Here is a 19,705-nt window from a genome sequence, read left to right as displayed (position 1 = left end):
GTCGGCCCCGCTCAACGGATCCGGCCACACGCGACCCGGGTGTGGCCTACAACCAGTCTCGGCGTTTGAACGCGACGTAGAGAATGACGACCATGACCACGATCAGCGCGGTGCTGGTGATGAACCCGGTGACGGTCTGGATGCCGGGATACTCGACGTTCTGGCCGTAGTAGCCGGTGATCGCCGTCGGCACCGCGATGATGGCGGCCCACCCGGTGAGCTTCTTCATCACGACGTTGAGCCGCGCATCCTGCAGTGACAGATTCGTCTCGAACACGGTGGTGACCATGTCGCGCAACGATTCCGTCCACTCCGAGGCTCGCAGCACGTGGTCGTACAGATCGGCGTACACCGCGTCGAGCTCCGGGGCGGTCTTGGCATCGAGTTGGCGGTGCTGGATCGCCGAGACCACCTCCCGCATCGGCAGCACCACCCGGCGCAACGCCACCAGATCCTTGCGCAGCTGAAATGTCTTGCGTTGCAGACCTTTCGTTGGCGTCTCGTCGGCGAAGAGGTCGTCTTCGAGTCCCTCGATCGCGTCGTCGAGTGCCTGCACCGCCGCGAAGTGACCGTCCACCACGACGTCGAGCAGGCCGTGCACCAACGAGCCGACCCCGTACTCCTGACCGCCGAGCTCGTCGAAGCGACGGGACACCTCGTCGATGTCGACGTGCGGCGACAAGCGGACCGTGATGAGCCCGCGCGGCAGTACGAAACCGGAGATGCGGTGCACCTCGAGCAGCGACGAGGGTTCCTCCTGCGTGGCCGGCTCGGTCATCGTCACCGCGTACACCGTGAAGAAGGTGTGGGTGCGGTACACCACCGCTTTCGTGCGTTCGGACTCGGCGAGTGCATCCTCGACCGCCCACGAGTTCAGATGGAGTTCGTCGGCGAGGTCTTTGAGGATGGCGTGGTCGGGGTCATAGATGTCGCACCACACCAGCGTGTCGTCGCCGCTGAGGCAGTCCGAGATCGCCGAGAAATCGAAGTCGTCCTGAGGCTCACCGTGCCGCCAGATCCGGCCGCGCACGTGGGTCATCGCAGTGGGGGCATGTCTCAGCCGAGCTTGAATTCGTCTGCCAGGCCGTCGATTCCAGCCTGTATCGCATCGAGGGCAGGCTTGCGAGCCTTGAGCTTGGTGGCCAGGTGGGCGCCGGCGTGCAACGTGGTCGCCGCCTCCTGGGCCACCTGCTGCGCGCGGGGGAGGACCTGATCGGCCTCGACGATCTCGTCGAGCCAGCCCGCCGCGATCGCCGCGTCACCGACGAACGTCGCGGCCAGTGCGGTACCGCGTTCGAAGGCCGCCGGTGTCAGCCGCATCCGCATGATCTCGATCGCCGAGATCGGGATGGTCATGCCGATGGCGACCTCGATCGCCTGACAGCGCGACTTCGGTGCACCCACGCGGTGATCGGCCGACAGCAGCAAGAACGATCCCATCGCGATCGCGGGGCCTGTCGCGGCGATGATCACCGGGACCGGGAAAGTGAGAGTGCGCAGAGAGAGCTTGAACCCGCCGGCGAGCATGCCGAGCGCCGCGGCGGGATCTCCGGATTGGAAGACCGCGAGGTCGAAGCCGCCGCTGAACACCCGCGAATTGCCCGCCAGCACCACGGCCTTCACCTGTCCGGACGTGGCGTCGGACTCTGCGCGGTCGAGTGCCTCGTTGATCGCGGCCTGCATGTCCGGCCCGAGCACGTTGACCTTGCCGTCGTCGAGCGTGATGGTGGCCACGGATTCGGCGAGCTCATAGGACACGGTGCTGGTCATGCGGCCTCCTGGGGCGAGGTGGTGGGGCGCATCGAACCTAACAGCGGCGGGGACGGGAAAGGCCACGCGGGGGCGACTACTCAGCTGTCGTCTCGCGCCGCACAGGTAATCAGGTACTCGACTACGCACGACCCCGCCCCTGCGTCTTCCTAACGTGATCGTCGAGCGCGGCGGTGACGAGGGGTCGCCGCGCTCCTAACCACAGGAGGACGACCATGGGCGCACACCGCAAGCCGGCACAGCCTGAACCGGATCGCCGGAGACGGCGGGTGAAGGGCCGAAAAGCGCGGCGCGACAGCGGGATTCCTGCGCTCGGTCTCTGGGAATGCGGGATCGGCGCGGGCTGGCGCTGACGGTCGACCTCAGGACGTGCTGACCGGCGCCGGGGTCAGCCGCCCATCAGCGTGCGCCACTGATCGAGAGAGCTCGCGCGGTAGACGTAGTTGCTGCGCCGGACGGATTCCAACGGCGCGCTCTTGGCCGCCGAGTACCAGTGCCCTGGGAAGACGGTCGGATCGCCGGGTAACGCTGCCAAGGCCTGCAGGCTGCGGAACATGTCATCGACGTTGCCGCCCGGGAAGTCGGTGCGGCCGCAGCCCTCGAGGAACAACGTGTCCCCGGCGACCAGCCGGCCGTCGAGCAGGAAACACTGGCTACCCGGCGTGTGGCCCGGGGTGTGTAGTAGCTCGATCGAGAGCGCGCCGACCTCGACGGTGTCGCCGTGCTGGTGTGCGGTGAGCTCACTCGGGGCGATCCCGGTGACCCGGGAGACCCAGTCGACCTCGTGGGTGTTGACGTGCACCGGCACGCTGGTGCGCTCCAGCAGTTCGGCGAGTCCCTTGAGCTCGAAGCCCATCATCGAGCCGCCGACGTGGTCGGGATGGTGGTGGGTGACCAGCACACCGGACAGCCGCATACCGTCGGACTCGAGGACGTCCACGAGATCCGTCGCGGCGTACGCCGGGTCGACGATCACCGCGTCGCCGGTTTCCCTGTCGCCGATCAGATAGGCGAAGTTGCGCATCTGCTCGGCGATCATGTCGCCGGCCGCGAAATCGCGACCCGCCAGGAGCTGACGGAAGTAGAGACGATCGTCTTCGGCCATGCGGGTCAGCGTAGGCGCATGCCCCTCACCAGCAGCCGGGTGCCCAGCATGACCAGCGGTTTGGCGCCGCAAACGGTGAGAATGTACCCTCTTTAAGGCCCGTCGCTCCATGACGTGCTGCAGGCCCCCTTAGCTCAGTCGGTAGAGCGTTTCCATGGTAAGGAAAAGGTCAACGGTTCGATTCCGTTAGGGGGCTCGGTGGACCGCTGTGCAGGTCCGTCCGGGGCGGTGTAGCTCAGCTGGTTAGAGCGCACGACTCATAATCGTGAGGTCGGGGGATCGAGTCCCCCCACCGCTACAAGACACTAACGAGACGTATCGCAAGAGACGTAAAAGAGAGAGACGACTGCCGTGGCCTCCAGTACCGATGTACGGCCCAAGATCACCTTGGCCTGCGAAGTGTGCAAGCACCGCAACTACATCACCAAGAAGAATCGCCGCAACGATCCCGACCGCCTCGAGATCAAGAAGTTCTGCCCGAACTGCGGCAAGCACCAGGCTCACAAAGAGTCCCGCTAGGACCACCGCTGCGCCGTGTCTTTCCTGGACGAGTACGTCGGGCTGCATTATCGGCACCCCGACCACTACGTCGTCGGGCGTGAGAAGATCCGCGAGTACGCAACCGCGGTCAAGAACGACGACGACTCCTTCTTCGCCGAGAGTGCGGCGACCGAACTAGGTCACCACGCGCTTCTCGCGCCGCTGACATTCATCTCGGTGTTCGGGTATCAGGCGCAGCGGGCGATGTTCGAGTCTGCCGGTATCGCGATCGCCGACGCCCAGATCGTCCAGGTGGACCAGTCCCTGAAGTTCGTGCATCCGATCCAGGCCGGCGACACGCTGTACATCGACGTGTGGATCGACTCGGTCCGCACTGCGCACGGCACCGACATCATCGTCACCAAGAACATCGTCAGTAACAGCAACGGCGACGTCGTGCAGGAGTCCTACACCACCCTGGCGGGGCGGAGCGAAGAAGACGGAGAGAGTGGCTTTTCAGATGGCACTGCGTGAGTTCAGCTCGGTCAAGGTCGGCGATCAGCTGCCCGAGAGGGTCATCCCGCTGACGCGGGCCGACCTGGTCAACTACGCCGGCGTGTCCGGCGACCTCAACCCCATCCACTGGGACGACGAGATCGCCAAGCAGGTCGGACTGGACACCGCGATCGCGCACGGCATGCTGACGATGGGTCTCGGTGGCGGATACGTCACCTCCTGGGTGGGCGACCCGGCCGCGGTCACCGAGTACAACGTGCGCTTCACCGCCGTCGTCCCCGTCCCCAACGACGGCAAGGGTGCCGAGATCGTGTTCAACGGACGGGTGAAATCAGTCGACGACGACGCCAAGTCCGTCACCATCGCGCTCACGGCCACCGCGGGCGGCAAGAAGATCTTCGGCCGCGCCGTGGCCGTGGCCAAGCTGGCGTAGGGCGGTCGACGATGGCACTCAAAACCGACATCCGCGGCATGGTCTGGACGTACCCCGACACGTTCCTGGTGGGCCGCGAACAGATTCGCCAGTACGCCAAGTCGGTCAAAGCCACCGATCCGGCCACCTTGGACGAAGACGCCGCCGCCGAGCTGGGCCACGAATCGCTGATCGCCCCGCCGACGTTCATGTCGATCTTCGCGGTGATGATCCAGAACCACTTCTTCCAGAACGTCGACGTGGGCCTCGAGACACTGCAGATCATCCAGGTCGATCAGAAATTCCTGTTCCACCGTCCCATCCGAGCCGGCGACGCGCTCAACGGAACGATGCACATCCAGACGGTCGAGGAACGCTTCGGGGCGGACATCGTCACCACCCGCAACGTCCTCACGGCGCCCGACGGTGAGGTCGTGATGGAGTCGTTCACCACGTTGATGGGCCACGAGGGCGACAACTCGATCTCGGCGGGCTGGGACCCGGAGACGGGTCAGGTCGTCCGCAAGCCCGTCACCCACGACACCGAGCCGGCGGCGGATTAGTAACTCCGACCCGCGGCGCGCTACACTCGGCACTTGGGTTTTCCCAGTTGAGCGCGCTGTCCGTCGGGGCTTGTGTCACCGCACGGGGAGCGCGCAAATTGTGTGAGCCCTGCAGGGACACCCTCTAGGGGCGTAGCTCAACTGGCAGAGCAGCGGTCTCCAAAACCGCAGGTTGCAGGTTCAAGTCCTGTCGCCCCTGCTCAACTGAATACTCGATACGTGGGGCCGGCCCGGCCTGGTCTGGATACTGGACAGCAGGGCCCACGAACCGGGACCCATGACGACCGATCACGAGGGAGCACGCGGTGAGCGACGAGCGCGACGGTGCCAGCTCGGCAGGCACCGACAGCGGCGCGGAGACCGACGGCGGTGACGCACGAGTGCAGACCGCGGTCGTGAACCGTCCGCTACGACCGACCGGCAAGCGGTCGCGTCGGCCTGTCGATGTCGACGACACTGACGACACCGACGCCGCGCCCGAGACCGATGCGTCGGGCGGCAAGGACAACGGCAAGGGTCCGAAGGCCAAGAAGAAGACGGCGCGCAAGCCCAAGGACGGGCCAGGCAAGTCGGGGCGCAACCCCATCGCCTTCATCTTCAACTACCTGAAGGAAGTCGTCGCCGAGCTGCGCAAGGTCATCTGGCCGAACCGCAAGCAGATGGTCAGCTACACCACCGTGGTGCTGGTGTTCCTGGTCTTCATGGTGGCGCTGATCGGTGGAGTTGACCTGGGCCTGGCCAAGCTCGTGACGTTGGTGTTCGGCTGACCCAAGCGGTCACCCCACCCGACGCAATACATCTGAGAGAGGACTGACACGTGACCAGCTTCGACGGCGAGAGCGCCGCGAACGTGTCCGAGGCACGCATCGCCGATGCGGATCCGGCGGTGGTGATCACCGCCGCGGGGGCCGGCAATCTCGACGAGACCAGCCCGGCCGAGGCCGTGGAGGACGCACCGCTGGTCGAGGCGCCGGACGACGCCGACGAGGCCCCGGCAGCCGACGAGCCGGCCGAGGACGAGGACCCCGCCGTCGCGCTCAAGAAGGAGCTGCGCCTCAAGCCGGGCGACTGGTACGTCATCCACTCCTACGCCGGCTACGAGAACAAGGTGAAGGCCAACCTCGAGACCCGCGTGCAGAACCTGGACGTCGGCGACTACATCTTCCAGGTCGAGGTGCCCACCGAAGAGGTCACCGAGATCAAGAACGGCCAGCGCAAGCAGGTCAATCGCAAGGTGCTGCCCGGCTACATCCTCGTGCGCATGGAACTGAACGACGAGTCGTGGGGTGCGGTGCGTAACACCCCCGGCGTCACCGGCTTCGTCGGCGCGACGTCGCGGCCCTCGCCGCTGTCGCTCGACGACGTGGTGAAGTTCCTGCTGCCGCCGGCCGCGGCGAAGAAGCCCGGCAAGGCGGCGTCGACGGCCGCGGCGTCTTCCGAGGCGTCGATGGAGCGTCCCGAGATCCTGGTCGACTTCGAGGTCGGCGAGTCGGTCACCGTCATGGACGGACCGTTCGCGACCCTGCCGGCATCGATCAGCGAGGTCAACGCCGAGCAGCAGAAGCTCAAGGTGCTGGTGTCGATCTTCGGTCGCGAGACACCGGTCGAACTGACCTTCAACCAGGTCGCCAAGATTTAAGCCGGGCCCCTCGGCCATGAGGACGCCCACGAGATAGAAGAAGGACAGCACAACCATGCCCCCGAAGAAGAAGGTCTCCGGGCTGATCAAGCTGCAGATCCAGGCCGGGCAGGCCAACCCCGCCCCGCCGGTCGGTCCCGCGCTCGGCCAGCACGGCGTCAACATCATGGAGTTCTGCAAGGCGTACAACGCGGCGACCGAGTCGCAGCGCGGCAACGTCATCCCCGTGGAGATCACCGTCTACGAGGACCGCACCTTCACGTTCGCGCTGAAGACGCCGCCCGCAGCCAAGCTGCTGCTCAAGGCTGCCGGCGTGCAGAAGGGTTCGGGTGAACCGCACAAGACCAAGGTCGCCAAGGTGACCTGGGATCAGGTGCGCGAGATCGCCGAGACCAAGAAGGAAGACCTGAACGCCAACGACATCGATCAGGCCGCCAAGATCATCGCCGGTACTGCCCGCTCCATGGGCATCACCGTCGAGTAGCTTGCGGATCGACCAGACCGCAGTCGAATAATTCGACACCCGTGGGAGAGCCCGCTTCGGCTCGCAACCACGACCTCTGAACCTAGGAGACATCAATGAGCAAGAACAGCAAGGCCTACAAGGAAGCCGCCGAGAAGGTCGACAAGACCCGGCTGTACACGCCGCTGGAGGCCACGAAGTTGGCCAAGGAGACGTCGTCGAAGAAGCAGGACGCCACCGTCGAGGTCGCGATCCGCTTGGGCGTCGATCCCCGCAAAGCCGACCAGATGGTGCGCGGCACCGTGAACCTGCCGCACGGCACCGGAAAGACCGCGCGGGTCGCGGTGTTCGCCGTCGGTGACAAGGCCGAGCAGGCGCTGGCCGCCGGCGCCGACGTCGTCGGCAGCGACGACCTGATCGAGAAGATCCAGGGCGGGTTCCTCGACTTCGACGCCGCGATCGCCACCCCCGACCAGATGGCCAAGGTCGGCCGTATCGCGCGCATCCTGGGCCCCCGCGGCCTGATGCCGAACCCGAAGACCGGCACCGTGACCCCGGACGTCACCAAGGCCGTCAACGACATCAAGGGCGGCAAGATCAACTTCCGCGTCGACAAGCAGGCCAACCTGCACTTCATCATCGGCAAGGCGTCGTTCGACGAGAAGTCGCTGGTGGAGAACTACGGTGCCGCGCTCGACGAGATCCTGCGTGCCAAGCCGTCCTCCTCGAAGGGCCGCTACCTGAAGAAGGTCGTCGTCTCGACCACGACCGGCCCCGGTATCCCGGTGGACCCGGCGGTGACCCGCAACTTCACGGAGGAGTAGGCGCCAGCCGAATCCGACCAACAGCAAAAGTCCCCCACGCTTCGGCGCGGGGGACTTTTCTGTATCTCGGGAATCAAAAAAGCTCCTCGACCACCGGCGTACCCGGCCGTCCCGCAGCCGTCGTCCCCCACGAACGACAGTGTGCAGAATCAGCCGGAGATCCGAGTTGTCCCCCACATCGAACCCTGATGCGGTGGCCGAGGAGCCCTTTGGCAAAACATAACACCGGCGCTGGGTCACCGCGCCGGCATCAGCGAAAAAGAAGCGCGGCTCAGGCCGCCGCGGCGCCTGGCTTCAGGTAGGTGACGAGGCTGACGTCCAACGCCTCGTCGACGAAGTAGTACTGGCAGCCGGTCAGGTAGCGCATGTAGTCGTTGTAGGACTGCTCGCCGGCGGCGGCGATCGCCTCGTCCTTGTGCTGCTCGAGACGTGCGGCCCAGATACCGAGTGTCTTGATGTAGTGATTGCGGAGCGACAACGTCTCCGGCACGGTGAAGCCGGCCTTCTCGCCGTGCTCGACCATCATCTGCGTCGTCGGGATGCGGCCGCCCGGGAAGATCACCTCACCGATGAACTTTGCGAACCGTGCCAGTTCGAACGTCAGCTTCTTGCCGCGCGCCTGCAGGTCGTAGGGGTGGTAGCCGCAGCTGCTCTGGATCGTCATGCGGCCGTCGTCGGGCAGGATGTCGTAGCACGTCTTGAAGTAGTCGTCGTAGCGCTCGAAACCGAAGTGCTCGAACGCCTCGATCGACACGATCCGGTCGACGGGCGAATGGAACTGCTCCCACCCTTCGAGGCGGACGTCGAACGTGCGCTCGCTGTCCACCTTCGACAACAGCTGACTGCAGTAGGCCTGCTGGTTCTTGCTCAGCGTCAGGCCGATCACGTTGACGTCGTACTTCTCCATGGCGCGCTGCAGCGTCAGGCCCCAGCCGCAGCCCACCTCGAGCAGCGTCATGCCCGGCTTCAGATCGAGCCGGTCCAGGTGCTGGTCGACGTTGGCGATCTGGGCCGCCGACAGGGTCACGGTGGGGCCGGTGAAGTACGCGCAGCTGTACTTGCGGGTGGGGTCCTGGAAGACGCCGAAGAAGTCGTCCGACAGGTCGTAATGCGCCTGAATGTCCTCGAAATGAGGAGTCAGATCCTTCGTGCCGGTGGAGTTGTCAGACATGTCTTCCTTCGTCCTGATTTTCGTGGGGACTCTACTTCCAGGGGTCCCCGCCCGATGCCACATCGCAATCGTGTCCTGACCGTACCCAAACGGCGCACAGCCTTCCGGTAAACACGCTTCTCGGGCGCTCAGCCTATCGGGTGGGCCCATATACGGGCCAATCCACTCAGGGCTGCTTGACCAACGTGAATTGGTTGACGTCGGTGTAGCCCTTGCGGAACGAATCCGCGCACCCGGTCAGGTAGTGCATGTAGCGGTCGTAGACCTCTTCGGACTGGACCGCGATGGCCTCGTCCTTGTGCGCCTCGAGCGCGGCTGCCCAGAGATCCAGGGTGCGCGCATAGTGCGGCTGCAGCGACTGCTCACGCGTGAGAGTGAAGCCCGCCTTGCCGGCATGCTCGCCGACCAGCTCGATCGTCGGCAGGTACCCGCCCGGGAAGATTTCGGTAAGGATGAACTTGATGAACCGGGCGACCGAGAACGTCAGCGGAATGCCGCGTTCGATCATCTGCGGGATCGTCAGCGCGGTGATGGTGTGCAGCAACATCACACCGTCGTCGGGCAACACCCGGTAGGCAGTGGTGAAGAAGTCGTCCCAGCGGTCCTTGCCGAAGTGCTCAAACGCCCCGATGGAGACGATGCGGTCAACGGGCTGGTCGAAGCTCTCCCAGCCTTCGAGGCGAATCTCCTTGGTGCGCGGGCTGTCCGATGCGGCGAACACCTGCTCGACATGTGCTTTCTGGTTCTCGCTGAGCGTCAGGCCGATCACGTTGACGTCGTAGAGCTCGATCGCCCGCATCATCGTGTAGCCCCACCCGCAGCCGACGTCTAGCAACGTCATCCCGGGCTCGAGACCGAGCTTCCCCAGCGCCAGGTCGACCTTGGCGCGCTGCGCCTCTTCGAGGGTCATGTCGTCGCGCTCGAAGTATGCGCAGCTGTACATCTGCGAAGGGTCGAGGAACAGCCGGAAGAACTCATCGGAGAGGTCGTAATGCGCCTGGACGTCGTCGAAATGAGGCTTCAAGTTCTTCTTTTTTGTTTCGGCCATGAGGTGGCCTTCCTGAGCAAGCTGCCCGAAGAGGATCTCCTGAAACGGCGGTCACGCATGCCCGTCAGGCATGGTACGTGCTTCTGCTAGCCCTGCGCGAACGTCGTCTTCAGCTCGCCGACGATGTCATCCCACAGGGGTTCGGGCAGTTCATGGCCCATACCGTCGAACAGCACGAGTCGTGCGTCGGGGATCGCGTTGGCGATCGCACGGCCACCCGACGGGCGCATCAGCTTGTCGGCCGTGCCGTGGATCACGACGGTGGGCGCGGTGGTCTTGCGGTTGTACCCGCGCAGGCTGCCACTGCCCAGGATCGCCGAGAACTGCCTGCCGATTCCCGCCGGGTAGTAGGACCGGTCGTAGCCCTCGATGGCGTCGGCGCGCAGCGCATCGTCGGACCGCGGATACCCCGGGCTGCCGATCACCCTGCTGACCTTGACCGCGTTGTCGATGATCGCGTCGCGGCCGGTACCCGAGGGCTTGGACAGGATCGCGAGCAGTTGCTGCGGTCCGGGCGGCGGCAGCGCCGACTGGTTGTTGCTGGAGAAGATCACACCCAGTGAGCGCGTGCGTTCGGCATGCCGGGCGGCGAAGACCTGCGCGATCATGCCCCCCATCGATGCCCCGACGACATGGGCACGCTCGATGCCGAGATGGTCGGCGAGGGCGGCGGTGTCGTCGGCCATGTCCTCGAGCCGGTAGGGCGCCGGGCTGGCAATTCCGAGGAACGAGCGCGCCATGCTCAGCGGCAGCGGGGACCGGGCGCGCCGGCCGCGCAGCTTGCCCGACAGTCCGCAGTCGCGATTGTCGAAGCGGACGACCCGCAGTCCCTGGTTGACCAGCTTCTCGCAGAACTCGGTGCGCCAGAAGATCATCTGCGCGCCGAGCCCCATGATCAACATGACGGCCGGGTCGCCCGGGTCGCCCATGTCCTCGTAGTGGATGTCGATCTCGCCGGAGGGTGCAGTGCCACTGCGTACCTGCATCAGGCGTCCAACTCCTGGTCGTGCTCGCGCGACACCTCGACCATGAAGTTCGCGAAGTATCCCGTTAGTGCCGGGTCGCTCATCATCTGCCAGCTGGGCGCCAGCAATTTCATGTAGCGCTCGACGTAGAGGAACTGCTTGCCGATCAGTACCAGCTCGCGCGGCAGCTTGACGTCGTAGGCCTCGGCCAGCGCGGAGAGCTGCTTGCCGATCTCGGCGTAGCTCAGATCGCCCAGCGACGTCATCGTCAACGGGGTGGCGAACTTCTCGAGGTCCTTGGCCGCCTGCGCCTCGGGCTTGACGGTGCCGACCGCACCCATCAGCACGACGATCTTGCCTGCCGCAGCGTGGTCCTTCTTGACCAGCAACGCGTACACCAGTTCGCGCAGCAGCCAGCGGGTCCGCGGATCGATGCGCCCCATGATGCCGAAGTCGAAGAACACGATCTTGCCGTCGTCGTCGACGGACAGGTTGCCGGCGTGGAGATCGCCGTGGAAGAGGCCGTGCCGGAGCCCACCCTCGAAGAGGCTGAACAGCAGCGCCTTGACCAACTCAGTGCCGTCGAAGCCCTTCTTGCGGATCGCGGCCACGTCATCGATGCGAATACCCGAGACGCGTTCCATGGTCAGCACCCGCTCGCTGGTGAGGTCCCAGTAGACCTGCGGCACGCGGATGTTCTTGCCCAGCGGGGAGGCGTGCATGTGGGCCACCCAGGCGTCCATCGACTGCGCCTCGAGCCGGAAGTCCAGTTCCTCGGCGAGGTTGTCGGCGAAGTCGGCTACGACGTCCTGCGCGGAGAGCCGCTGACCCAGCTTTGCGAACTCGACGAGGCGCGCTCCCCGCTTGAGGATCTGCAGGTCGGCGGCGACGCGGCGGCGAATGCCCGGTCGCTGGATCTTGACGACCACCTCTTCGCCGCTGTGCAGTGTCGCGTAGTGGACCTGCGCGATCGACGCGGAAGCGAATGGCTTCTCGTCGAACGAGGCGAACAGATTCGCCGGGTCGTCACCCAGCTCCTCCCGGAACAGCTTGTGCACGGCCTCGGAATCGGCGGGCGGTACCCGGTCGAGAAGACTGCGGAATTCTCGGCTCAGCGGCTCGCCGAACGCACCCGGGCTGGACGCGATGATCTGGCCGAATTTCACGTAGGTCGGTCCCAGGTCGGCGAAGGCCTGGGGGATCTGCTTGACGATCTTCTGCTGCAGCGAACCGCGGGAGCGCAGCTTCGACACGACCCGCGCGCCGGTGCGAGTGACCTGCCAGCCGGTCGCGCCGATGCGCGCTGCCTCGATGGGCAGGGGCACACGGTCGAGCTTGGCTACCCCGCGGTGCTGTGTGTTCCGCGTTGTACTCATCCCTGCAGTGTCTCAAAAGCCCCTGCACGCTCGAAAATCTGTGTGCCCCGGGTCACAGGAACGTCGGCGACACGAGCCCTGGCCTGCTCGAACTCCGGCATCGTTCCGGACGCCGCATGTACCCCGTTGATGATCGACCAGACGAGGGCGCGACGGGCGGTGCGCTCGACGATGTTGGGGTCGCTGTGTTGGATCAGGCCCTTGGCCCAGGGCGGCATGGTGTCGCGAACGGCCCAGTTCAGCGCCGCCTGCGGCAGCGGCAGGTTCGGCCCGGTGGCCATGGCGGTGCCGTAGGTGACGGCGAGCTTCGGCAGGTATGACTTCAGGCAGTCGAGGGTGTCGGCTTTGGTGGTGGGCAGGTCGGTGCCGCCGAGCGCGTGGCCGACGCGGACGAACTCGTCGTAGTAACGGTCGATCTTCTTGCCGCGCAACGGGTTCGGATGGTAGAGCTCGTGCGCGGTGGCGATACCCCAGACCACCGTCGCATAGTTCCAGCGCAGCCACTCGGGGTCGTCGGCGTCGTAGCGCGCGCCGTCGGGCCGGGTGCCCTTGATCGTGTGGTGCATCGACGCGACCGTGGTCGCCAGCCGTTCGGCGGTCGCGGTCGAGCCGTAGGCCGTGCCGATGAAGAAGGCGACGGAGTGTCCGAGGCGGGTGAGCGCACCCTCGGGGTCGATCTGGGGCATCGGATCGTGGCGGGTGTCGTCCCGGACGAGCCGGGAGTGATGGACGCCCATCCAGTAGATGGAGGGGTCCAGACGTTCCAGGAATGCGGCGCACTGGAGGCCGAAGATCAGCGCGTGGGTGTGCGAGTGCACGTGCCACACGGCGCTGCCCGGGCCGAACCAGCCCGGATCACCCGTGGGCGCGGCGAACTCCATCCCCTTGAAGAAGTGCCGGCGCACATCCTGGTCGAAGCGGCGGTCGAGCACCTGGCCGATGAGCTGGTGCGGCAGGAACATCTGATCCTCCTGGTCACGGGTGTGCCCAGTTTAGCTTCTGGATACGGTTGTGACCAGACTCGCGGCGGCCTACGCTGACCGGGTGTCGACTCCCACGAGATGGGCGGGCGTGCCGCTGGTCGACCGCCGTGCCGAGCGGCGGCAACTGCTGGTCGACGCCGCGTACCGGATCTTCGGGGAGGGCGGCGAGCAGGCACTGTCGGTGCGATCGGCGTGCCGGGAGACCGGTCTGAACTCCCGGTACTTCTACGAGAGCTTCCCTGATGTCGACGCCCTGCTCGGCGCCGTCTACGACCGGGTCAGCGCGGAGTTGGCCCTGGCCGTCGACGCCGCGATGGCGGCGGCAGGCGCGTCGCTGCGCGCTCGCACTCGGGCCGGGATGGCGGCCGTGCTGGAGTTCAGCTCCACCGATCCGCGGCGGGGCCGAGTGCTGTTCACCGATGCGCGGGCCAATCCTGTGCTCGCTGCCCGCCGGGCCGCCACGCAAGACCTGTTGCGTGAGGCGGTGCTGTCAGAAGGTTGGCGACTGCACCCGGATCCCGACGCGGTGGGCGCACAGGTGGCGGCTGCGCTCTACACCGGCGCGATGGCCGAACTCGCGCAGCAGTGGCTGGCCGGACGCCTCGGCGACGATCTCGACGCCGTCGTCGACCATGCGCTGGCCCTGGTGCTGCGTTAGTTCGCCGGGCGCCAGCGCTTGACGAAGTCTGTCTCCGGCCATTCTTCCTGTTCCGCCATCAGCTCGTACATCGTTGCGCCATCACAGGTTTCGCGGATGATGTCGGCGTGGCCGGCGTGCCGGGTCAGCTCCTCGACCAGATGCAGCGCGACCCAGCGCACCGTCCAGAAGTCGACATCGCTGGGAAACCACGGCACCTCGTGGGGGACCGGGACCGGAGTGTCGAGGTCTTTCTCCGCGAAGGCCATCACCACCTCGTCGTTGACGGTTCGCAGGTCCTCGAGCAGATCGGCCAACGTCTCGTCATCGCGCATCGTGTACTGATCGGCATGCTCGGCCATCTGCTCCTCGAGCGGCCGCGGGTCGGGAGGCGGAAAGTCCGGAGCGGCGACGACGCGTGCGAGCCACCCGCGCTGCACGCCGGCGGCATGCTTGACCAGGCCGCCGACCGACAACGCGCTCGCCGATGGCGTTGCGCGGGCCTGCTCGTCGGTCAGGCCGTGAGCCACCGAGAAGAACGCATTCTGGTTGAACCTGAGGAACTCGATGAGCGTCTGGCGTTCGCCGTCGGCGGGCGGTGGCAGTCCGGGCATGTCAGTTCTCCTTGGTTCGTACGTGCGGGGTGTGTGCGTAAAGATCACGGATGCAGGCGATTTCGGCACCGTGGTGGATCATCTCGCGGGTGATGTGCAGCACCAACGTCATCATCGGGCGCTCGCCGTAGGGGCCCTCGGCCGGGCCGCACGGGCGTGCCAGGGCCGCGGCGTCGAGGCTGCGGACGCCGGTGACCCAGCGCTGGTACTCGGTGTCGAGTTGGGCGATCGCGGTCGTCGCGTCCGTGGCGTAGGGCCACGATGCGTAGTCGGCAGGCGGGCCCTGGAAATGCGCGTGGCTGCGCATCGCCAGCACGCCGACGATCAGGTGCGCCATCCGCCACGCGATCGTGGTGAAGGGCTCCGGTTGCGGCGGCGGGTAGGCGAAGTCGACGCGGCCGTCGGGGTGCACGGTCCAGCAGTCCGGCACCGGCTGCCAGAAGTACTCGTCGTCGGTCAGGCCCTCCAGGCGCGGCCGCAGCTGCGTCCGCCAGTGGAAGTCGAGCTGGTCGATCAGTTCGTCGGTGACGTCCATGGTGCAAGCGTCGCAGAGGTATAGGACAATTTCGGTCCTGAAACTCTGGCACGCTGTGGGGGTGTCCGAGACGACGAGCCGCGTGCTGCAGCTCCTCGGCCTGCTCCAGTCCCGGCGGGTGTGGTCGGGCGACGACCTCGCCGCCCGGCTCGGTGTCACGACTCGCAGTGTGCGCCGAGACATCGAGCGGTTGCGTGAGCTCGGCTACCCCGTCGCCGCCAGCAGGGGCCACGGCGGCGGTTACCAACTGGGCGCCGGCGCCGCGCTGCCGCCTCTGCTGCTGGACCCCGACGAGGCGGTCGCCATGGCGGTCTGCCTGCGGCTCGCGGCAGGCGGAAGCGTCGCCGGAGTCGGCGAATCGGCACTGCGCGCACTGAGCAAGCTCGACCAGGTGATGCCACGACGGCTGCGCTCCCAGGTCTCCGCCGTCCACGACGCCACGGTCACGCTGACATCGGGCGCGCCAGAGTCCGTCGTCGAACCCGACGTGCTGATGACGCTCGCCCGAGCCAGCCGGGACCGCGAACACGTCACCGCCGGCTATGTGGACCGGGGCGGCACCGCGACGCGGCGCCGTCTCGAGCCCTACCAGCTCGTGACCACTGGTCGCCGCTGGTACCTGCTCGCATTCGACCGCGACCGGCAGGACTGGCGGAGCCTGCGGCTGGACCGGATGTCCGACGTCGCCGCGGTCGGCACCACGTTCGCGGCGCGCGACGCTCCAGACGCGGCCGCCTACGTGCGCCGCTCGATCAGCACGTCGCCGTACCGGTACGTGGCCCGTATCCGCTATCACGCACCCGTCGACACCGTCGCCCCGCACTTCCCGGCCGGCTCCGTGGACATCGAAGCCGACGGCCCCGACGCGACCATCGTCACCGCCGGTGCCGACGATCCCCGGCAGATGGTGCCGTGGCTCGCGATGGTCGACGCCGACTTCGAGATCCTGGAGTCTCCCGAGCTGGCCGACGCGATGGTGGCGATGGCGGAGCGGATGCGACGTGCCACGAGAGGATGACCGGATGCTGACGCTCGCCCTCGACATCGGCGGCACCAAACTGGCGGTGGGACTGGTCGACGACTCCGGCGCGCTGCGACACCGCGCGGAACTGCCGACACCGCGCGCCGACGCCGAGACGATCTGGGCCGCCACCGAGAATCTGCTCAGCGGTGCGTTGGCGGCCGCCGGTGGCACCGTGGACGCCATCGGTATCGCATCAGCCGGCCCGATCGATGTCCCCGCGGGCACCGTCAGTCCGATCAACATCCCAGCCTGGCAACGCTTTCCGATCGTCGCCCGGGTGGGGGAGCTCGCCGGTGTCCCCGCGCGTCTCGGTGGTGACGGATTGTGCATGGCGCTGGGGGAGCAGTGGCGCGGCGCGGCGGAGGGCGCGCAATTCCTGCTCGGCATGGTGGTCTCCACCGGCGTCGGCGGCGGACTCGTTGTCGACGGAGCGCCGTTTCACGGACGGACGGGCAACGCCGGCCACGTCGGTCACGTCGTGGTCGAACCCGACGGATCGCCGTGCACGTGCGGCGGAAGGGGCTGTGTGGAAACCGTCGCCGCCGGTCCCTGGTTGGCGCGGTGGGCGCGCGTCCACGGCTGGCAGGCCCCGCCCGACGCCGGAGCGAGGGAACTGGCCGAGGACGCGCGCGGGGGCCACCCGGTGGCCCTGCAGACATTCCGGCGCGGCGCCGACGCGCTGGCGCGGATGATCGCTTCCGTCGCAGCAACGTGCGATCTGGACCTCGTGGTCATCGGCGGTGGCGTGGCTCGCGCCGGGGAGCTGATGTTCGACCCGCTGCGGACCGCATTGCGGGACTACGCGGGGCTGAGTTTCCTGCACGGGCTGCATGTGGTGCCGGCCCGGCTCGGTGGCGATGCCGGGCTGATCGGTGCCGCCGCCCTCGGCCGTTTTGGCTGATCGGGGCGCAGCACGCTATTCTTGCGGCGTTCCACCGAAGACCGTCGGTCACCAGTCACATGGTTGAAGGTCCGGGTTTCACCCGGCGGCCCACGCAGGAGGACGAGGCACGTACCTCATATGTGTGCGCCCCGACCTGTCTGCGTCGGGGCGTTCGTGTTTTCCCGCCCTCCTTCTCCTGCGCCCGGCCCGCGCTCCTCGATGGGACATCCGTACACCCACCACGAGGAGGCATGCATGGCCAAGGCTGACAAGGCCACCGCGGTCGCCGACATCGCCGAGCAGTTCAAGGAGGCGACGGCGACGCTCGTCACCGAATACCGCGGACTGACGGTCGCCAACCTCGCGCAGCTGCGCCGTTCGCTCGGCGACTCCGCCACCTACACCGTTGCCAAGAACACCTTGGTCAAGCGTGCGGCGGCCGAGGCAGGCATCGAAGGTCTCGACGAACTGTTCGCAGGTCCCACCGCGATCGCGTTCGTCAGGGGAGAAGCCGTCGACGCCGCCAAAGCGATCAAGACCTTCGCCAAGGACAACAAGGCGCTGGTCATCAAGGGCGGCTACATGGACGGCCGCGCGCTGTCCGTCGACGAGGTCAACCGCATCGCGGACCTCGAGTCGCGCGAGGTGCTGCTGGCCAAGCTGGCCGGCGCGATGAAGGGCAACCTGACCAAGGCTGCCGGTCTGTTCAACGCTCCGGCGTCGCAGGTCGCACGTCTGGCTGCCGCGCTGCAAGAGAAGAAGGCCGCTGAGGAAGCCGCATAGCGGTTCCCGCACGTTCCACCCACCCACAGACATCAAGAAGTAACGAAGGAAGGACCATCATGGCCAAGCTGTCCACTGAAGAGCTGCTCGACGCGTTCAAGGAGCTCACCCTGCTCGAGCTGAGCGAGTTCGTGAAGGCGTTCGAGGAGACCTTCGAGGTCACCGCTGCGGCGCCGGTCGCCGTTGCTGCTGCCGGCCCCGCCGGCGGTGCCCCCGCCGAGGCCGCCGAGGAGCAGTCGGAATTCGACGTCATCCTCGAGGGTGCCGGCGAGAAGAAGATCGGCGTCATCAAGGTCGTCCGCGAGATCGTGTCCGGCCTGGGCCTCAAGGAGGCCAAGGACCTCGTCGACAGCGCGCCCAAGCCGCTGCTCGAGAAGGTCACCAAGGAGGCCGCCGAGGACGCCAAGGCCAAGCTCGAGGCCGCCGGCGCATCGGTGTCCGTCAAGTAAGACGCAGTTACGTAGCCGTCGGGTTCGAATCGGGCATCGACGACAACGTCAAAAGTGGGGCTGGTCTGGCAAACAGGCCAGCCCCACACTGCGTTCAGGCCGGTCCGGCTTCGGCACGTGGGCCGGTAGGTTACAGTGACTCAAGCCACAGGCGGGTAATCCGTGGCGAGCACGTGCTGGTTAGGCGAGAGGAATTCGCGTGGGCATTGGTATCCAGGTCGAGGGATTGACGAAGTCCTTTGGTTCGCAGCGAATTTGGGAAGACGTCACGTTCGACCTGCCCGCCGGTGAGGTGAGCGTGCTGCTGGGCCCGTCGGGTACCGGTAAGTCGGTGTTCTTGAAGTCGCTGATCGGCCTGCTGCGGCCGGAGCGCGGCAAGATCATCGTCGACGGCACGAACATCATCGAGTGCTCGGCCAAGGAGCTCTACGAGATCCGCACCCTGTTCGGTGTGATGTTCCAGGACGGCGCGCTGTTCGGCTCGATGAGCCTGTACGACAACACGGCGTTCCCCCTTCGTGAGCACACGAAGAAGAAGGAATCCGAGATCCGTCAGATCGTGATGGAGAAGCTCGACCTCGTCGGTCTGGGTGGGGACGAGAACAAATTCCCCGGGGAGATCTCCGGTGGTATGCGCAAGCGTGCCGGTCTGGCTCGCTCGCTGGTGCTGGACCCGCAGATCATTCTCTGTGACGAGCCGGACTCGGGTCTGGACCCGGTGCGTACGGCCTACCTGTCGCAGTTGCTGATCGACATCAACGCCCAGATCGACTGCACGATCCTGATCGTGACGCACAACATCAACATCGCGCGGACGGTGCCCGACAACATGGGCATGCTGTTCCGCAAGCACCTGGTGATGTTCGGCCCGCGTGAGGTGCTGCTGACCTCCGACGAGCCGGTGGTGCGCCAGTTCCTCAACGGCCGCCGCCTCGGTCCGATCGGCATGTCGGAAGAGAAGGACGAGTCGACGATGGCCGAGGAGCAGGCCATGGTCGACGCCGGCCACCACGACGGTGGTGTCGAGGAGATCGAGGGCGTGCCGCCGCAGGTGATGGCCACGCCGGGCATGCCCGAGCGCAAAGCCGTCGCGCGTCGTCAGGCGCGGGTGCGCGAGATCATGCACACCCTGCCCCCGGCCGCCCAGGAAGCCATCCGCGAGGACCTCGAGAACACGCAGACTTCCTCTGCTCGCGACTACGACGGCGAGCAGTCGCGTCGTGACGAGGACGATGCGCCCACCGGGCGTATCCCCGTCAGCGGCGAACGCTGACGGCAGCCCGCTCCCCGGGCGGCACTCTCATCTGACGTGAGCGGCTTTGCCGCGCCCTGATCAACCCACCGACAGGCGCCGTTCTCGGCGCCTGTCAAGTTTTCATCGCCCGTTCTCTTGCGGGGCCGTCATAGCGGCTATACAGTTTGCCAGAATCGCGTCATCGCGCGGAAAACCGCACTCACGACAGTT

The 19,705-nt window shown here is 66.4% G+C and carries 24 protein-coding genes and 3 tRNA genes; 17 read left to right on the top strand and 10 right to left on the bottom strand.

Annotation, left to right across the window (positions count from 1 at the left end; genetic code table 11):
* Positions 1 to 46 precede the first annotated feature (46 nt).
* From DMB80_RS03295 to DMB80_RS03285, 3 genes are all read right to left on the bottom strand, one after another.
* Entirely contained in the window at positions 47 to 1,039 is a 993-nt protein-coding gene (locus DMB80_RS03295; RefSeq protein ID WP_111508512.1) for a magnesium transporter CorA family protein, read from the bottom strand.
* A 17-nt stretch (positions 1,040 to 1,056) separates the two neighbouring features.
* Entirely contained in the window at positions 1,057 to 1,770 is a 714-nt protein-coding gene (locus DMB80_RS03290; RefSeq protein ID WP_046361073.1) for a crotonase/enoyl-CoA hydratase family protein, read from the bottom strand.
* Positions 1,771 to 2,158: 388 nt separating this feature from the next.
* A complete protein-coding gene (locus tag DMB80_RS03285; RefSeq protein WP_111508511.1) occupies positions 2,159 to 2,875 on the bottom strand; it encodes an MBL fold metallo-hydrolase in 717 nt (238 codons plus the stop codon).
* Positions 2,876 to 2,998: 123 nt separating this feature from the next.
* On the opposite strand from DMB80_RS03285, the gene DMB80_RS03280 reads away from it, so the two are divergent.
* From DMB80_RS03280 to rplA, 11 genes are all read left to right on the top strand, one after another.
* Positions 2,999 to 3,071 (top strand) — tRNA-Thr (locus tag DMB80_RS03280).
* A 28-nt stretch (positions 3,072 to 3,099) separates the two neighbouring features.
* Positions 3,100 to 3,173 (top strand) — tRNA-Met (locus DMB80_RS03275).
* Positions 3,174 to 3,226: 53 nt separating this feature from the next.
* Positions 3,227 to 3,394: a 50S ribosomal protein L33 gene (gene rpmG, locus DMB80_RS03270; RefSeq protein ID WP_003929651.1), complete on the top strand. Its 168-nt coding sequence runs from the start codon at positions 3,227 to 3,229 to the stop codon at positions 3,392 to 3,394.
* Positions 3,395 to 3,409: 15 nt separating this feature from the next.
* Complete coding sequence (gene hadA / locus DMB80_RS03265; RefSeq protein ID WP_111508510.1) at positions 3,410 to 3,889, top strand: (3R)-hydroxyacyl-ACP dehydratase subunit HadA; 480 nt, start codon at positions 3,410 to 3,412, stop codon at positions 3,887 to 3,889.
* Complete coding sequence (gene hadB / locus DMB80_RS03260) at positions 3,876 to 4,304, top strand: (3R)-hydroxyacyl-ACP dehydratase subunit HadB (RefSeq protein ID WP_111508509.1); 429 nt, start codon at positions 3,876 to 3,878, stop codon at positions 4,302 to 4,304. Before hadA ends, hadB begins: the two co-directional genes overlap by 14 nt.
* An 11-nt stretch (positions 4,305 to 4,315) precedes the next feature.
* The gene (gene hadC, locus DMB80_RS03255; RefSeq protein ID WP_111508508.1) at positions 4,316 to 4,846 is read left to right on the top strand and encodes a (3R)-hydroxyacyl-ACP dehydratase subunit HadC; all 531 of its coding nucleotides are present in this window, start codon (positions 4,316 to 4,318) and stop codon (positions 4,844 to 4,846) included.
* Between the two features lie 126 nt (positions 4,847 to 4,972).
* Positions 4,973 to 5,045, top strand: a tRNA-Trp gene (locus tag DMB80_RS03250).
* A 106-nt stretch (positions 5,046 to 5,151) separates the two neighbouring features.
* The gene (gene secE, locus DMB80_RS03245; RefSeq protein WP_111508507.1) at positions 5,152 to 5,613 is read left to right on the top strand and encodes a preprotein translocase subunit SecE; all 462 of its coding nucleotides are present in this window, start codon (positions 5,152 to 5,154) and stop codon (positions 5,611 to 5,613) included.
* Between the two features lie 125 nt (positions 5,614 to 5,738).
* A complete protein-coding gene (gene nusG / locus DMB80_RS03240) occupies positions 5,739 to 6,485 on the top strand; it encodes a transcription termination/antitermination protein NusG (RefSeq protein ID WP_420812115.1) in 747 nt (248 codons plus the stop codon).
* A 55-nt stretch (positions 6,486 to 6,540) separates the two neighbouring features.
* Complete coding sequence (rplK, locus tag DMB80_RS03235) at positions 6,541 to 6,969, top strand: 50S ribosomal protein L11 (RefSeq protein WP_046361080.1); 429 nt, start codon at positions 6,541 to 6,543, stop codon at positions 6,967 to 6,969.
* 95 nt (positions 6,970 to 7,064) lie between these two features.
* Positions 7,065 to 7,772 carry a 50S ribosomal protein L1 gene (gene rplA, locus DMB80_RS03230; RefSeq protein WP_046361081.1) on the top strand — a complete coding sequence of 236 codons (708 nt, stop codon included), beginning with the start codon at positions 7,065 to 7,067 and terminating at the stop codon, positions 7,770 to 7,772.
* A 271-nt stretch (positions 7,773 to 8,043) separates the two neighbouring features.
* On the opposite strand, the gene DMB80_RS03225 is transcribed toward rplA, so the two are convergent.
* The 5 genes from DMB80_RS03225 to DMB80_RS03205 form a co-directional block, all read right to left on the bottom strand.
* Positions 8,044 to 8,943, bottom strand: a complete 900-nt coding sequence (locus tag DMB80_RS03225) for a cyclopropane mycolic acid synthase family methyltransferase (RefSeq protein ID WP_111508506.1) — start codon at positions 8,941 to 8,943, stop codon at positions 8,044 to 8,046.
* A 166-nt stretch (positions 8,944 to 9,109) separates the two neighbouring features.
* Positions 9,110 to 9,991: a cyclopropane mycolic acid synthase family methyltransferase gene (locus DMB80_RS03220; RefSeq protein ID WP_046361083.1), complete on the bottom strand. Its 882-nt coding sequence runs from the start codon at positions 9,989 to 9,991 to the stop codon at positions 9,110 to 9,112.
* Positions 9,992 to 10,077: 86 nt separating this feature from the next.
* Positions 10,078 to 10,977, bottom strand: coding sequence for an alpha/beta fold hydrolase (locus DMB80_RS03215; RefSeq protein ID WP_111508505.1), 900 nt, complete (start codon positions 10,975 to 10,977; stop codon positions 10,078 to 10,080).
* Entirely contained in the window at positions 10,977 to 12,332 is a 1,356-nt protein-coding gene (locus tag DMB80_RS03210) for an ABC1 kinase family protein (protein ID WP_111508504.1), read from the bottom strand. Before DMB80_RS03210 ends, DMB80_RS03215 begins: the two co-directional genes overlap by 1 nt.
* Positions 12,329 to 13,294, bottom strand: coding sequence for an oxygenase MpaB family protein (locus tag DMB80_RS03205; protein WP_111508503.1), 966 nt, complete (start codon positions 13,292 to 13,294; stop codon positions 12,329 to 12,331). The genes DMB80_RS03210 and DMB80_RS03205 overlap by 4 nt, the downstream gene beginning before the upstream one ends.
* Before the next feature lie 82 nt (positions 13,295 to 13,376).
* On the opposite strand from DMB80_RS03205, the gene DMB80_RS03200 reads away from it, so the two are divergent.
* Complete coding sequence (locus DMB80_RS03200; protein ID WP_111508502.1) at positions 13,377 to 13,973, top strand: TetR/AcrR family transcriptional regulator; 597 nt, start codon at positions 13,377 to 13,379, stop codon at positions 13,971 to 13,973.
* Here the strand turns inward: DMB80_RS03200 and DMB80_RS03195 are convergent.
* Positions 13,970 to 14,566, bottom strand: coding sequence for a DinB family protein (locus DMB80_RS03195; protein WP_111508501.1), 597 nt, complete (start codon positions 14,564 to 14,566; stop codon positions 13,970 to 13,972). The genes DMB80_RS03200 and DMB80_RS03195 overlap by 4 nt on opposite strands.
* A 1-nt stretch (position 14,567) precedes the next feature.
* Entirely contained in the window at positions 14,568 to 15,101 is a 534-nt protein-coding gene (locus tag DMB80_RS03190; RefSeq protein ID WP_111508500.1) for a DinB family protein, read from the bottom strand.
* A gap of 61 nt (positions 15,102 to 15,162) precedes the next feature.
* Between DMB80_RS03190 and DMB80_RS03185 the strand changes: the two genes are divergently transcribed.
* The 5 genes from DMB80_RS03185 (at position 15,163) to DMB80_RS03165 (ending at position 19,513) form a co-directional block, all read left to right on the top strand.
* Entirely contained in the window at positions 15,163 to 16,119 is a 957-nt protein-coding gene (locus DMB80_RS03185; RefSeq protein ID WP_111508549.1) for a helix-turn-helix transcriptional regulator, read from the top strand.
* Between the two features lie 4 nt (positions 16,120 to 16,123).
* Positions 16,124 to 17,026, top strand: coding sequence for an ROK family protein (locus DMB80_RS03180; RefSeq protein ID WP_111508499.1), 903 nt, complete (start codon positions 16,124 to 16,126; stop codon positions 17,024 to 17,026).
* A 237-nt stretch (positions 17,027 to 17,263) separates the two neighbouring features.
* Positions 17,264 to 17,791, top strand: a complete 528-nt coding sequence (gene rplJ, locus DMB80_RS03175; protein ID WP_111508498.1) for a 50S ribosomal protein L10 — start codon at positions 17,264 to 17,266, stop codon at positions 17,789 to 17,791.
* Positions 17,792 to 17,850: 59 nt separating this feature from the next.
* Positions 17,851 to 18,240 (top strand): 50S ribosomal protein L7/L12, encoded by a 390-nt coding sequence (gene rplL / locus DMB80_RS03170; RefSeq protein WP_046361092.1) that lies wholly within the window; start codon positions 17,851 to 17,853, stop codon positions 18,238 to 18,240.
* A 199-nt stretch (positions 18,241 to 18,439) separates the two neighbouring features.
* Positions 18,440 to 19,513 (top strand): ABC transporter ATP-binding protein, encoded by a 1,074-nt coding sequence (locus DMB80_RS03165; RefSeq protein WP_111508497.1) that lies wholly within the window; start codon positions 18,440 to 18,442, stop codon positions 19,511 to 19,513.
* Positions 19,514 to 19,705: the final 192 nt, after the last annotated feature.

Source organism: Mycobacterium kyogaense (assembly GCF_003254575.1).
GTDB classification, from domain to species: Bacteria; Actinomycetota; Actinomycetes; order Mycobacteriales; family Mycobacteriaceae; genus Mycobacterium; species Mycobacterium kyogaense.
The sequence above is the reverse complement of the archived record's forward strand: the minus strand, read 5'-3'. Positions and strand labels throughout refer to the sequence as shown.